General features: G+C 72.0%; 10 protein-coding genes. 7 read left to right on the forward strand and 3 right to left on the reverse strand.

Going from position 1 to position 14,492, the window contains the following annotated elements; translation table 11 throughout:
* Positions 1-66: 66 nt before the first annotated feature.
* Positions 67-1,500, forward strand: a complete 1,434-nt coding sequence (locus tag ACZ68P_RS06800) for a sugar porter family MFS transporter (protein WP_471003578.1) — start codon at positions 67-69, stop codon at positions 1,498-1,500.
* Between the two features lie 48 nt (positions 1,501-1,548).
* Here the strand turns inward: ACZ68P_RS06800 and ACZ68P_RS06805 are convergent, their stop codons facing one another.
* Both ACZ68P_RS06805 and ACZ68P_RS06810 read right to left on the reverse strand, forming a co-directional pair.
* Entirely contained in the window at positions 1,549-2,520 is a 972-nt protein-coding gene (locus tag ACZ68P_RS06805) for an LLM class flavin-dependent oxidoreductase (RefSeq protein ID WP_471003580.1), read from the reverse strand.
* Positions 2,521-2,591: 71 nt separating this feature from the next.
* Positions 2,592-4,052, reverse strand: a complete 1,461-nt coding sequence (locus tag ACZ68P_RS06810) for a cytosine permease (protein ID WP_471003583.1) — start codon at positions 4,050-4,052, stop codon at positions 2,592-2,594.
* Positions 4,053-4,137: 85 nt separating this feature from the next.
* On the opposite strand from ACZ68P_RS06810, the gene ftsY reads away from it, so the two are divergent.
* On the forward strand, positions 4,138-5,370 hold the full coding sequence (gene ftsY / locus ACZ68P_RS06815; RefSeq protein ID WP_471003586.1) for a signal recognition particle-docking protein FtsY: 1,233 nt from the start codon (positions 4,138-4,140) through the stop codon (positions 5,368-5,370).
* 197 nt (positions 5,371-5,567) lie between these two features.
* Here the strand turns inward: ftsY and ACZ68P_RS06820 are convergent, their stop codons facing one another.
* Positions 5,568-6,221, reverse strand: coding sequence for a bifunctional DNA primase/polymerase (locus ACZ68P_RS06820; protein WP_471003589.1), 654 nt, complete (start codon positions 6,219-6,221; stop codon positions 5,568-5,570).
* A 418-nt stretch (positions 6,222-6,639) separates the two neighbouring features.
* Here ACZ68P_RS06820 and nsdA point away from each other — a divergent pair, with 418 nt between their 5' ends.
* The 5 genes from nsdA to ffh all read left to right on the forward strand — a co-directional run bounded on the left by nsdA (position 6,640) and on the right by ffh (position 14,401).
* On the forward strand, positions 6,640-8,115 hold the full coding sequence (nsdA, locus tag ACZ68P_RS06825; protein ID WP_471003592.1) for a transcriptional repressor NsdA: 1,476 nt from the start codon (positions 6,640-6,642) through the stop codon (positions 8,113-8,115).
* Positions 8,116-8,466: 351 nt separating this feature from the next.
* On the forward strand, positions 8,467-9,813 hold the full coding sequence (locus ACZ68P_RS06830) for an ammonium transporter (protein WP_365720673.1): 1,347 nt from the start codon (positions 8,467-8,469) through the stop codon (positions 9,811-9,813).
* Positions 9,810-10,148 carry a P-II family nitrogen regulator gene (locus ACZ68P_RS06835; RefSeq protein ID WP_365720671.1) on the forward strand — a complete coding sequence of 113 codons (339 nt, stop codon included), beginning with the start codon at positions 9,810-9,812 and terminating at the stop codon, positions 10,146-10,148. Before ACZ68P_RS06830 ends, ACZ68P_RS06835 begins: the two co-directional genes overlap by 4 nt.
* Before the next feature lie 22 nt (positions 10,149-10,170).
* On the forward strand, positions 10,171-12,738 hold the full coding sequence (locus ACZ68P_RS06840) for a [protein-PII] uridylyltransferase (protein WP_471003596.1): 2,568 nt from the start codon (positions 10,171-10,173) through the stop codon (positions 12,736-12,738).
* A 109-nt stretch (positions 12,739-12,847) separates the two neighbouring features.
* Positions 12,848-14,401 (forward strand): signal recognition particle protein, encoded by a 1,554-nt coding sequence (gene ffh / locus ACZ68P_RS06845; RefSeq protein ID WP_365720667.1) that lies wholly within the window; start codon positions 12,848-12,850, stop codon positions 14,399-14,401.
* Positions 14,402-14,492 lie beyond the last annotated feature (91 nt).

The following is a 14,492-nucleotide window of genomic DNA, read 5'->3' on the forward strand; positions in this document are numbered from 1 at the left end:
TGTGCGCCACTGGAAGGGCTCGCCCCCCACGCCCCGGCGACGCTGCCGGAGCCCCCAGGAGTCCATGTGACCAGCACCGCGCAGGCGCCCACGCCGCCGCCTTCCGAAGGCCGAGCCGCCCACCCGGACCATCTCGGCCACGTCATCTTCATCACGGCGTCCGCCGCGATGGGCGGCTTCCTCTTCGGCTACGACAGCTCCGTCATCAACGGCGCCGTCGAAGCCATCCGGGACCGCTACGACATCGGCTCCGGCACGCTCGCCCAGGTCATCGCCATCGCCCTGATCGGCTGCGCCATCGGCGCGGCGACCGCGGGCCGGATGGCGGACAAGATCGGGCGGATCCGCTGCATGCAGATCGCCGCCGCGCTGTTCACCATCAGCGCCGTCGGCTCGGCGCTGCCCTTCGCCCTCTGGGACCTCGCCTTCTGGCGGATCATCGGCGGCTTCGCCATCGGCATGGCCTCCGTGATCGGCCCGGCCTACATCGCCGAGGTCGCCCCCGCCGCCTACCGCGGCCGCCTCGGTTCCTTCCAGCAGGCGGCGATCGTCATCGGCATCGCCATCTCCCAGCTGGTCAACTACGGCATCCTGCAGCTCGCCGACGGCGACCAGCGCGGCGAGATCGGCGGCCTGGAAGCCTGGCAGTGGATGCTCGGCGTCATGGTGGTCCCCGCCCTCCTCTACGGCCTGCTCTCCTTCGCCATCCCGGAGTCCCCGCGCTTCCTGATCTCCGTCGGCAAGGTCGACAAGGCCAAGGAGGTCCTGGCCGAGGTCGAGGGCCACGGTGTCGACCTCGACCACCGCGTCGCCGAGATCGACCGGGCCATGCGCCGCGAGCACAAGTCGACCTTCAAGGACCTCATGGTCGTCGGCCGCCGCTTCAAGCTGCTTCCGATCGTGTGGGTCGGCATCGGCCTCTCGGTCTTCCAGCAGCTCGTCGGCATCAACGTCGCCTTCTACTACTCCGCGACGCTCTGGCAGTCGGTCGGCATCGACCCCTCCAGCTCGTTCTTCTACTCGTTCACCACGTCGATCATCAACATCATCGGCACCGTGATCGCGATGGTCCTGGTCGACCGCGTGGGCCGCAAGCCGCTCGCCCTCGTCGGCTCCGTCGGCATGGCCGTCGCCCTCGCCGTCGAGGCATGGGCCTTCTCCGCCGACCTCGTCGACGGCAAGCTGCCCGAGACCCAGGGCGTCGTGGCCCTCGTCGCCGCCCACGTCTTCGTCCTCTTCTTCGCCCTCTCCTGGGGCGTGGTGGTCTGGGTCTTCCTCGGCGAGATGTTCCCCAACCGGATCCGCGCCGCCGCCCTCGGCGTCGCCGCCTCCGCGCAGTGGATCGCCAACTGGGCCATCACCGCGAGCTTCCCGTCCCTCGCCGACTGGAACCTCTCCGGCACCTACATCATCTACACCGTCTTCGCCGTGCTCTCCATCCCCTTCGTACTGCGGTACGTCAAGGAGACGAAGGGCAAGGCGCTGGAGGAGATGGGCTAATCCCCGCTGCCCCTCTCCTCGATCCGCGCACTGCCCCGGCTCAGGGCCCTATGCCCCGAGCCGGGGCAGTACGTCCTCCCCGAACAACCGCAGGCTCCGCCACGCCTCGTCCACCGGCATGCCGCCGCACAGCGGATGCAGCACCAGGCTCTCCAGGCCCAGCGCCACGCACTCGTCCGGCGTCACGATCCGGTACACCCCCTCCGCACGCAGCTCCGCCACCGTCGAGGCCGTCGACCGCACCGCCGACCGGATGTCCTTCGACTGCCAGGAGGCGTAGGTCCGGGCCTCGTGCAGGAAGTGCTCCCCGTACCGCGCCCAGCACCCGTCCGGGTCCTCCGACAGGTGCAGCAGCGGCGTCTCCTTCGCCGGCATCATCGTCCAGCCCTCGGTGCCGTACTCCGCGCACCGTTCGCGGTAGTACGTCTCCAGCTCGGGCAGATGGGCGCTCGGGAAGAACGGCAGCCCCAGCCGGGCCGCCCGCCGCGCCGCCGCCTTCGAGGAGCCGCCCACCAGCAGGAGCGGATGCGGCTGGGTGAAGGGCCGCGGGGTGATCCGTACCGTCCGGCCCTGGTACGTGAACGGCTCGCCGGTCCAGGCCCGCAGCAGCGTCTCCAGGAGCAGGTCCTGGAGCTTGCCGCGCCGCCCCCAGTCGACCCCGCGCTCCTCGTACTCCTCCGGCCGGTAGCCGATGCCCGCCACCGTCACCAGGCGGCCCCCGCTCAGCAGGTCGAGCACCGCGATCTCCTCGGCCAGCCGCAACGGGTCGTGCAGCGGGCCGATGGCGGCGGAGACGGTCACCGCGATCCTCTTCGTCGCGCCGAACACGGCGCCGGCGAAGGCGAACGGCGACGGCAGCCAGTTGTTCGCCGCTCCGTGGTGCTCCTCGGTCTGGATCGTGTCGACCCCCCGTCCGTCGGCGTAGGCGGCCATGGCGAGGGTCGCGCGATAGCGCTCCGACAGGGACTCGGGGGTCGCGCGGGGATCGACGAGGTTGAAGCGTACGACTGTGAAGGGCATGGGAAGTCCCCCTCCGCGAGCGGGCGGGCCAGCGTGGAAGCCGACGAAGGGGGACGGTAACTGACGTAACGTCAGATGGGAACGCTCGCGCGGTCCTCGACCGCCTCGGCCGGCTCCGGCTCTCGCACCGGGGTCCGCGGCAGCACCGCGTACAGCACACCGGCCACCACGATCGTCGCCGCCCAGCCGAGCCCGTTCTCGCCGATCCAGGAGGACGCCAGCGGACCGGCGAACCAGTCGACCCTGGTGAACAGCAGGCCGGTGACCAGTGCCACCGCCCACGCCGTCATCGCCGACCAGGCGAAACCGCCCCGGTACCAGTACGCGCTCGTCCGCGTGGTGTCCATCAGCGCCGCCCCGTCGTACGACCGGCGGCGCAGCATGTCGACACCGAAGACGCCGATCCAGGCGGAGAACGCCACCGCGAGCAGCGTCAGGAACGAGATGAACGAACCGATGAAGCTCGTCGCCACCGCCATCAGCAGGACACCGAAGACCAGGCTGATCACGGCGTTCACGCTGACCGCCGCGGCGCGCGACACCTTGATGCCGAGCGTCTGCGCGGTGAACCCGGCCGAGTACATCGACATGGAGTTGATCAGCAGCATCCCGACCAGCGCGATGAGCAGGTACGGCACGGAGATCCAGGCCGGCAGCAGCTCGCCGATGAACGACACCGGGTCCTGCGCGGAGGCCAGACCCGGTGTGGCCACCGCCATCACCGCGCCCATCAGGACCATCGGGAGCACGACGATCCCGGCGCCGCCGACGGTGGACCCGACCACGGTCCTCGCGGAGGCCGTCCGGGGGAGGTAGCGGGTGAAGTCCGGTCCGGAGGGGACCCAGCTGATGCCGCCGGCCGCGATGGTGCCGATGCCCGCGACCATCATCGCCGTCGAACCGGCCGGCTTGGCGAAGACGGCCGACCAGTCGGTGCCGGCGACCAGATGAACCAGCACGAGCACCGAGAACGCGCCGAAGAGGTACGTGGACCACGTGCTGCACACCCGCAGGGCGTTGATGCCGAGCCCGGAGACCAGGAACGTGCAGGCGACGAAGAGCAGCAGCGTGACGACGATCAGCCACGTGTTCGACTCGACGCCGAAGAGCAGATCGAGCACGGTCAGCACGGCATAGGCGCCGGTCACCGCGTTGATGGTCTCCCAGCCCCAGCGCGCCACCCAGATCAGCGAACCGGGGAAGAGGTTCCCCCGCTGTCCGAACACCGCCCGGGAGAGGGCCATGCCCGGCGAGCCCCCGCGCTTCCCGGCGATCGAGATCAGGCCGACGATCCCGTACGACAGCACCGGCGCCGCGATCGCCACGACCAGGACCTGCCAGAAGTTCAGGCCGTTGAACACGATCAGGCCCGCACCCATCGTGAGAAGAAGCACACTGATGTTGGCCGCGACCCAGGTCGGGAACAGCTGGCGCACATGACCCGTGCGCTCCGCGTCGGGGACGGGCTCGAGCCCCCGTGTCTCCAGGGTGCCGTCGTTCGTCGCGCCTTCGGCTTCGGAGGCGTGGGGCATGGGGGTACTCCGTACAGATGCGGGGGGACGCACCCAGCGTACGTGCTCCTCCAACGGCCGGGTCGTGGCCGATACTGGACGGGTTATGGAACTCATCCTTGCTGTAGTCATCGCTCTCGTCGTCGCGGTCGTCGTGACCAGCGGGCTCGTCGTCAGCGGCCGCAAGAAGAAGCAGCTGCCGCCGGCCGAGCCTCCGACCACCACGCCGACCATCACCGCTCCGCCCGCCGAACCGCATGTCGGTGACGAGGCGGAGACACCGCGGGAAGAACCACGCCGCACGATCGAGGAGGTCGGCCTCCCGACCGCCGAGGAGGCCGTCGAGACGCCGGCCGCCCTCGAGGACCCCGTCGTCGCCGAGGCGCCCCCCGCCCCCGCGATCGAGGTGCCCGAGCCGACCGCGGGCCGTCTCGTACGCCTCCGGGCCAAGCTCGCCCGGTCCCAGAACTCCCTGGGCAAGGGGCTGCTCACGCTGCTGTCCCGCGAGCACCTGGACGAGGAGACCTGGGAGGAGATCGAGGAGACCCTCCTCGTCGCCGACGTCGGCGTCGCCCCCACCCAGGAGCTCGTCGAGCGTCTCCGCGAGCGCGTCCGGGTGCTCGGCACGCGTACCCCCGACGAGCTGCGCGCCCTGCTCCGCGAGGAGCTGGTCGCCCTGCTCGGCGACTTCGACCGGTCGGTGAAGACCGAGAGCGCCCCGGGCACCCCCGGCGTCGTCATGGTCGTCGGCGTCAACGGCACCGGCAAGACCACCACCACCGGCAAGCTCGCCCGCGTCCTGGTCGCCGACGGCCGCACGGTCGTCCTCGGCGCCGCCGACACCTTCCGGGCCGCCGCCGCCGACCAGCTCCAGACCTGGGGCGAGCGCGTCGGCGCCCGCACCGTGCGCGGCCCCGAGGGCGGCGACCCGGCGTCGATCGCCTTCGACGCTGTCAAGGAGGGCATCGCGGAGGGCGCCGACGTCGTCCTCATCGACACCGCGGGCCGGCTGCACACCAAGACCGGCCTCATGGACGAGCTGGGCAAGGTGAAGCGCGTCGTGGAGAAGCACGGCCCGCTCGACGAGGTGCTCCTCGTCCTGGACGCCACCACCGGCCAGAACGGTCTCGTGCAGGCGCGGGTGTTCGCCGAGGTCGTCGACATCACGGGCATCGTGCTCACGAAGCTCGACGGCACGGCCAAGGGCGGCATCGTCGTCGCCGTCCAGCGCGAGCTGGGCGTCCCGGTCAAGCTGGTCGGCCTGGGCGAGGGCCCGGACGACCTGGCGCCCTTCGAGCCCGGCGCGTTCGTCGACGCGCTGATCGGCGACGGCGCCTAGGACCACTCGTGTCGACGCCGGGCCCGCCCTCCGAGGGCGGGCCCGGCGTCGTTTTCGGGGCGAGCGGGTCGGGGGCCCGGGCCGCCCGCGTCCTCGCGGCACCGGCCGGACGGGACTTTCGAAACCCGCCCTCGGCCGTGTCCGTCACGTCTCGCCCGGATCGCTTCGGGCGGCCGCCGGCACTGTCCGGACACTCCCTAGAAGTGCGTGCGGTGGCAGATGTACGCCAGGGTCCCGAGCAGCAGCCGCGCCTGCGGTGGAGCCCCCGCCGTGTCCAGCGTCGGCGGCCGCAGCCAGCGGACCGGCCCCAGCCCTCCGAGGTCCGACGGCGGGGCGGTGAGGTGCGCCCCGGCCCCCACGCCGTGCAGGTCCAGATCGGCGTCGTCCCAGCCCATCCGGTACAGCAGCCCCGGCAGCTCCGCGGCCGCGCCGGGCGCCACGAAGAACTGCGCCCGACCCGTCGGCGTCGCGCACACCGGGCCCAGCGGCAGCCCCATGCGCTCCAGCCGGACCAGCGCCCGCCGGCCGGCCGACTCCGCCACCTCGATCACGTCGAACGACCGGCCCACCGGGAGCAGCAGCGCCGCGCCCGGGTAGCGGGACCACGCCTTGGTCGCGTCCTCCAGGCCCGCCCCCGCCGGGACCGCCTCGGCGAAGGGGAGCGGATGCGCTCCCGGCGCCGCGCAGGACCGTTCCCCGCAGGAGCACTGGCCGGAGACCGCCCGGGCGCCGGGGACCACGTCCCAGCCCCACAGTCCCGTGTACTCGGCCACCGCCGTGCACTCGCTGGTGCGGAAGCGGCGGCGTGAGCCGGACCGCATCTCACGCATGCCGCCGATCGTGAAGCCCATGCCCCCTCCAACGGGTCGGACGCGCCGGTGGTTACGACCCGGAGCCCCGCCGTCACGCTCCGTCGTCACCGGGTGGCGCACGGTGGTGCGTGACGTGGTGCGGACCGCCGCGCACGCCTCCTCGCGCTTCACTCCGCCGACCCTGGTTCGTCGCATGTCAAGTGAATCGTGTTCGGCGGCGGGGGAGTTCATTCGAAGGGGTGGCGAATGGTGGCGTTTCTTGAATCGCCCTCGCCGGACGGGTGATCGTAGGATTACTTTCGGTGCACGAGCCCAGAAGTTCCTTGCGCACATGGGTATGCCGGAGGCAACTCGGTTTCCAGTTCGAAGGGGTGCAAGTCCCGGACGGGAGCATCGACCGGCGGCATTCTGGTAAGGGTTCGCGCAACAAGTCATTGATGTGGATGGGGGCGTTCCAGTGGGCGGCAACGGCGCAGACGGTACGACTGCCGGCAAGCGCCCCAACGAACAGCTGGGTTCGTGGTTCGTGCGCAGCGGCTGGTCGAAGGGCGAGCTCGCGCGCCAGGTGAACCGCAGGGCGCGGCAGATGGGCGCCCACCACATCAGCACCGACACCTCACGGGTGCGGCGCTGGCTCGACGGCGAGCAGCCCCGCGAACCCATCCCGCGGATCCTCTCCGAGCTCTTCTCGGAGCGCTTCGGCTCCGTCGTCGCCATCGAGGACCTCGGACTGCGCACCGCCCACCAGTCCCCGTCCGTCTCCGGCGTCGACCTGCCCTGGGCCGGCCCCCAGACCGTCGCCCTGCTCAGCGAGTTCTCCCGCAGCGACCTGATGCTCGCCCGCCGCGGCTTCCTCGGCACCTCCCTGGCGCTATCCGCCGGCCCCGCCCTCATCGAGCCCATGCAGCGCTGGCTCGTGCCCACCCCCGCCGTCGAACCCGACCGGCCGGAACCCGTCTTCGACACCCGCCGCCCCAACCGGCTCTCCACGGGCGAACTGGACCTCCTCGAGTCCACCACGGCCATGTTCCGCCAGTGGGACGCGCAGTGCGGCGGCGGCCTGCGCCGCAAGGCGGTCGTCGGCCAGCTCCACGAGGTCACCGACCTGCTCCAGGAGCCCCAGCCCGCCGCCACCGCCCGGCGCCTCTTCAAGTGCGCCGCCGAACTGGCCGAACTCGCCGGATGGATGAGCTACGACGTGGGCCTCCAGCCCACCGCGCAGAAGTACTTCGTCCTCGCCCTGCACGCCGCCAAGGAGGCCGGCGACAAGCCGCTCGGCTCGTACATCCTCTCCTCCATGAGCCGCCAGATGATCCACCTCGGCCGGCCCGACGACGCCCTCGAACTCATCCACCTCGCCCAGTACGGCAGCCGCGACTGCGCCACCCCACGCACGCAGGCCATGCTGTATGCGATGGAGGCCCGCGCCTACGCCAACATGGGCCAGCCCAGCAAGTGCAAGCGGGCCGTGCGCATGGCCGAGGACACCTTCGCCGACGTCGGTCTGGACGGCGAGCCCGAGCCCGACTGGATCCGCTTCTTCTCCGAGGCCGAACTGAACGGCGAGAACTCCCACTCCTACCGCGACCTCGCCTACGTCGCCGGACGCTCCCCGACGTACGCCTCCCTCGCCGAGCCCGTCATGGAGCGTGCCGTCCAGCTCTTCGAGAAGGACCCCGAGCACCAGCGGTCGTACGCACTCAACCTCATCGGCATGGCCACCGTGCACCTCCTCAAGCGCGAGCCCGAGCAGTCCGCCCGCCTCGCCGAGACCGCGCTCGTGGTCGCCAGGAAGGTCCGCTCCGAGCGGGTCAACACCCGGCTCCGCAAGACCGTCGACACGGCCGCCCGCGACTTCGGGGACGTCGCCGAGGTCGTCCAGCTCACGGACCGGCTCACCGCCCTGCTGCCCGAGACCGCCGAGGCGGTCTGACCCCACCCGCACCCCCGCCCCGCGCGCCCCCCGGGCGCCGCACGGCCCCACCGCCCCGGCCGCGACAGCCATCCCGTAACGCCCGACTCGGCTCCCCCGCCGCAAGGTCACACGGATGCTGTCGCGGCCGGTTCACGTCGCCCGCCAGGCCCCCCGCGTTACACGTTCGTGACCCGGCCGTTCACAGCCGCGTAACACGCCCAACCCCTTCGTCACTGCGCCGAAACATCGTGCGGCATCGACGGAAACGGCGCTGCGCCAACCTCTGGCGCATAACCGGCCACCCCTCACGGCCAAGCCGCTCTCCGGCCCCGCCCCCGCACAGGCCGAACCGACGACGAGGAGACGCCGATGGCACCAGCCATCACGACCCTGGCAGCAGACGCCCCCGAGCTGTCCGCCGCCAACACCGGGTTCATGCTCATCTGCTCCGCCCTGGTCATGCTGATGACCCCGGCACTCGCCTTCTTCTACGGAGGCATGGTCCGCGTCAAGTCCACCCTCAACATGCTGATGATGAGCTTCATCAGCCTCGGGATCGTCACGATCCTCTGGGTGCTCTACGGCTTCAGCCTCGCCTTCGGCACCGACTCCGGATCACTCATCGGCTGGTCCGCCGACTACGTAGGCCTCAGTGGCATCGGCGTCACCGAGCTGTGGGACGGCTACACCATCCCGGTGTACGTCTTCGCCGTCTTCCAGCTGATGTTCGCCATCCTCACGCCCGCCCTGATCAGCGGCGCCCTCGCCGACCGCGTGAAGTTCACCGCCTGGGCCCTCTTCATCGCCCTCTGGGTCACCGTCGTCTACTTCCCCGTCGCCCACTGGGTCTGGGGCTCGGGCGGCTGGCTCTTCGAGATGGGCGTCATCGACTTCGCGGGCGGCACCGCCGTCCACATCAACGCCGGAGCCGCCGCACTCGGCGTCATCCTGGTCATCGGCAAGCGCGTCGGCTTCAAGAAGGACCCGATGCGCCCGCACAGCCTGCCGCTGGTCATGCTCGGCGCCGGTCTGCTGTGGTTCGGCTGGTTCGGCTTCAACGCCGGCTCCTGGCTCGGCAACGACGACGGCGTCGGCGCCGTGATGTTCGTCAACACCCAGGTCGCCACCGCCGCCGCCATGCTCGCCTGGCTCGGCTACGAGAAGATCCGCCACGGCTCCTTCACCACCCTCGGTGCCGCCTCCGGCGCGGTCGCCGGACTGGTCGCCATCACCCCGGCCGGCGGCGCCGTCAGCCCCCTCGGCGCGATCGCCGTCGGCGTCATCGCCGGCCTCGTCTGCGCCATGGCCGTCGGCCTGAAGTACAAGTTCGGCTACGACGACTCCCTCGACGTCATCGGTGTCCACCTCGTCGGCGGCGTCATCGGCTCCCTGCTCGTCGGCTTCTTCGCCACCGGCGGCGTCCAGTCCGACGCCAAGGGCCTCTTCTACGGCGGCGGCCTCGAGCAGCTCGGCAAGCAGGCCATCGGCGTCGTCGCCGTCCTCGCCTACTCTCTGATCGCCTCCGCGATCCTCGCGCTGATCATCGACAAGACGATGGGCATGCGGGTCAGTGAGGACGTCGAGGTCTCCGGCATCGACCAGGTCGAGCACGCCGAGACCGCGTACGACTTCAGCGGAGCCGGTGGCGGCGCCTCCTCGCGCTCCGCCGCCGCCCCCGCCCCCGCCGCCACGCAGCCCAAGAAGGTGGACGCATGAAGCTCATCACCGCAGTCGTCAAGCCGCACCGGCTCGACGAGATCAAGGAAGCCCTCCAGGCCTTCGGGGTCCAGGGCCTGACGGTCACCGAGGCCAGCGGCTACGGCCGCCAGCGCGGGCACACCGAGGTCTACCGCGGCGCCGAGTACACCGTCGACCTCGTCCCCAAGATCCGGATCGAGGTCCTGGTCGAGGACGAGGACGCCGAACAGCTCATCGACGTCGTGGTCAAGGCCGCCCGAACCGGCAAGATCGGAGACGGCAAGGTGTGGAGCGTGCCCGTCGACACCGCCGTACGCGTCCGCACCGGCGAACGCGGTCCGGACGCACTGTAGGCAACGGATAGGGAGCTGCTGGGTGACGACCGTCGATGTGAGTACACGAGCGGAAGAACCGGGACCCAGCGGCTACGCGGCGGCCCGACTGCGCCTTCTCGAGGAGAAGGGGCGGTCCGGGCCGCCGCGCCGTTCCGCCCTCGCCCGGATCACCGACGACTGGCTGGCCGGCCTGTTCGCCGCCGCCCGGCCACCACGCGGGGTGGCCCTCGTCGCCGTCGGCGGCTACGGCCGCGGCGAGCTCTCCCCCCGCAGCGACCTCGACCTCCTCCTGCTGCACGACGGCTCCGCCGACGCCGCCACCGTCGCCGCCCTCGCCGACCGCATCTGGTATCCGGTCTGGGACCTCGGCCTCGCCCTCGACCACTCCGTCCGCACCCCCGCCGAGGCCCGCAAGACCGCCGGGGACGACCTCAAGGTCCAGCTCGGTCTCCTCGACGCCCGGCCCGTCGCCGGGGACCAGGCCCTCACCGCCGCCCTGCGCACCACCGTCCTCGCCGACTGGCGCAACCAGGCACCCAAGCGCCTCCCCGAGCTCGACGAACTGTGCCGCGAGCGGGCCGAGCGCATGGGGGAGCTGCGGTTCCTCCTCGAACCCGACCTGAAGGAGGCCAGGGGCGGGCTCCGCGACGCCCAGGTCCTGCGCGCCGTCGCCGCCTCCTGGCTGGCCGACGCACCCCGCGAGGGCCTCGACGGCGCCCGCCGCAGGCTCCTCGACACCCGCGACGCGCTGCACCTGACGACCGGCCGCGCCACCGACCGGCTCGCCCTCCAGGAACAGGACGCCGTCGCCGGCGAACTGGGCCTCCTGGACGCCGACACCCTGCTCCGCGAGGTCTACGAAGCCGCCGGGATCATCTCGTACGCCACCGACATCACCTGGCGCGAGGTCAACCGCGTCCTGAAGGCCCGCTCCGCCCGCCCCCGGCTGCGCACCCTCCTCGGCGGGCGCCCCGGCGGCGGAAAACCGCCCGTCGAACGCACCCCGCTGGCCGAGGGCGTCGTCGAGATGGACGGCGAGGCCGTCCTCGCCCGCGGCGCCAAACCCGACCGCGACCCGGTCCTGCCCCTGCGCGCCGCGGCCGCCGCCGCCCAGTCCGGGCTCCCGCTCTCCCCGCACGCCGTACGCCGCCTTGCCGCCACCGCCAAGCCGCTGCCCGTTCCCTGGCCCGCCGAGGCGCGCGAGGAACTGGTCACCCTGCTCGGCGCCGGCGAGCCGACCGTCCCCGTCTGGGAGGCACTAGAGGCCGAAGGGCTCGTCACCCGCCTCCTGCCCGACTGGGAACGCGTGCGCTGCCGCCCCCAGCGCAACGCCGTCCACACCTGGACCGTCGACCGCCACCTCGTCGAGACCGCCGTCCGGGCGTCCTCGCTGACCCGGCGCGTCGGCCGCCCCGACCTCCTCCTCGTCGCGGCACTGCTCCACGACATCGGCAAGGGCTGGCCAGGGGACCACTCGGTCGCCGGCGAGACCATCGCCCGCGACGTCGCCACCCGCATCGGCTTCGACCGCGCCGACGTGGGCGTCATCGCCACCGCCGTACGCCACCACCTCCTGCTCGTCGAGACCGCGACCCGGCGCGACCTCGACGACCCCGCGACCGTCACCTCGGTGGCCACGGCCGTCGGCACGCTCGGCACCCTGGAGCTGCTGCACGCCCTCACCGAGGCCGACGCGCTGGCCACCGGCCCCGCCGCCTGGTCCACCTGGCGCGGCTCGCTCGTCGCCGACCTGGTGAAACGGGTCGCCGCCGTCCTCGCGGGAGAGCCGACGGCCGACCCCGAGGCGGCCGCGCCCAGCGCCGAACAGGAACGGCTCGCCATCGAGGCACTGCGCACGGGGGAGCCGGTGCTCACCCTGCGCACCCAGCCCGAGGCGCCGGCCGCGGACGAGCCCGCGACATCCGCGCACCCCGGCTCGGGGCCGGGGCCGGGTTCCGGCTCTCCCTCAGGCTCGGTGCCGGGGGTCTCGGCCTCGGGGGCGGTCTCGGCCGCGGACTCGGAGGAGCCCGAGCCGGTGGGCGTCGAACTCCTCATCGCCCTGCCGGAACGGTCCGGCGTCCTGCCCGCCGTGGCCGGGGTCCTCGCCCTGCACCGCCTCACCGTGCGCGCCGCCGATCTGCGCGCCGTCGAACTCCCGACGGAACTCGGCACCGGCGCCGGCGCGGTCCTCGTCCTGAACTGGCGGGTGGCCGCCGAGTACGGCTCCCTGCCCCAGGCCGCCCGGCTGCGCGCCGACCTGGTCAGGGCGCTCGACGGGTCCCTCGACATCCCCGCCCGGCTGGCCGAGCGCGAGGCCGCCTACCCCCGGCGGCGCGGGGTGACCGCCCCGCCGCCCCGCGTCACCGTCGCCGCCGCCGACTCCCGCCTCGCCACCGTCATCGAGGTCCGCGCCCAGGACGCCCCGGGCCTCCTCCACCGCATCGGCCGCGCCCTGGAGGGCGCGGCGGTACGGGTCAGGAGCGCGCACGTCTCGACCCTCGGGGCCAACGCGGTGGACACCCTGTACGTGACCCGGCCGGACGGCTCCCTCCTCCCCGACGAGGAGGCCGCGGACCTCGCCCGGACCCTGGAGAACGCGCTGCGGTGAGCGGTCCGGGCGGGCTCCGGGGAATCGCCGCCCGGGCCGCGCGCCGTACCCGATACCCTGGAGGGCAATCCGTCCACCCGTCCCCGAGACCCGAGGATCCGCGACCGCCGTGTTCGATACCCTCTCCGACCGCCTTGCAGCGACATTCAAGAACCTCCGCGGCAAGGGGCGCCTGTCCGAGGCGGACATCGACGCCACCGCGCGCGAGATCCGTATCGCCCTCCTCGAGGCGGACGTCGCCCTTCCCGTCGTCCGGTCGTTCATCAAGCAGGTCAAGGAGCGGGCGACCGGCGCCGAGGTCTCCCAGGCGCTGAACCCGGCCCAGCAGGTCATCAAGATCGTCAACGAGGAGCTCATCGGCATCCTCGGCGGCGAGACCCGGCGCCTGCGGTTCGCCAAGACCGCGCCCACCGTGATCATGCTCGCCGGCCTCCAGGGCGCGGGCAAGACCACCCTCGCCGGCAAGCTGGGTCTCTGGCTGAAGGGCCAGGGTCACTCCCCACTGCTCGTCGCCTGTGACCTCCAGCGCCCCAACGCCGTCACCCAGCTCGGCGTCGTCGCCGAGCGCGCGGGCGTGGCCTTCTACGGCCCGCAGCCGGGCAACGGCGTCGGCGACCCGGTCCAGGTCGCGAAGGACTCGATCGAGTACGCGCGCGGCAAGCAGTACGACATCGTCATCGTCGACACCGCCGGCCGTCTCGGCATCGACGCCGAGATGATGCAGCAGGCCGCCGACATCCGTGACGCCGTCAGCCCCGACGAGGTCCTCTTCGTCGTCGACGCCATGATCGGTCAGGACGCGGTCAACACCGCCGAGGCGTTCCGCGACGGCGTCGGCTTCGACGGCGTCGTGCTGTCCAAGCTTGACGGCGACGCCCGCGGTGGCGCCGCGCTCTCCATCGCGCACGTCACCGGCAAGCAGATCATGTTCGCCTCCAACGGCGAGAAGCTGGACGAGTTCGACGCGTTCCACCCGGACCGCATGGCGTCCCGCATCCTCGGCATGGGCGACATGCTCTCGCTCATCGAGAAGGCAGAGCAGACCTTCAGCCAGGAAGAGGCCGCCAAGATGGCCTCCAAGCTGGCGTCCAAGAAGGGCGAGGAGTTCACGCTCGACGACTTCCTCGCCCAGATGGAGCAGGTCCGCAAGATGGGCTCCATCTCCAAGCTGCTCGGCATGCTGCCCGGTATGGCGCAGATGAAGGAGCAGATCAACAACATCGACGAGCGTGACGTCGACCGCACGGCCGCCATCATCAAGTCGATGACCCCGGGTGAGCGCCAGGACCCGACGATCATCAACGGCTCGCGCCGGGCCCGTATCGCCAAGGGCTCGGGCGTCGAGGTCAGCGCGGTCAAGGGACTGGTCGAGCGGTTCTTCGAGGCCCGCAAGATGATGTCCCGCATGGCGCAGGGCGGCGGCATGCCCGGCATGCCGGGGATCCCCGGCATGGGCGGCGGCCCCGGCCGGCAGAAGAAGCAGATCAAGCAGGCCAAGGGCAAGCGCAAGAGCGGCAACCCGATGAAGCGCAAGGCCGAGGAGCAGGCCGCCGCGGCCCGCCGCGAGCAGGCCCAGGCGGGCGGCGCGTTCGGTCTGCCGGGCGCCGGGCAGGGTCCGCAGGACTTCGAGCTCCCCGACGAGTTCAAGAAGTTCATGGGCTGACGCCTTGATGGGCTGACGCGGAGGAACGCCGCACGCCGACGTGCGTGCGCGAGAGGGGCCCGGGGGGGGGGGGGGGCGGCGCGTCCCCCGG

The organism is Streptomyces sp. NPDC036822, from assembly GCF_055609145.1.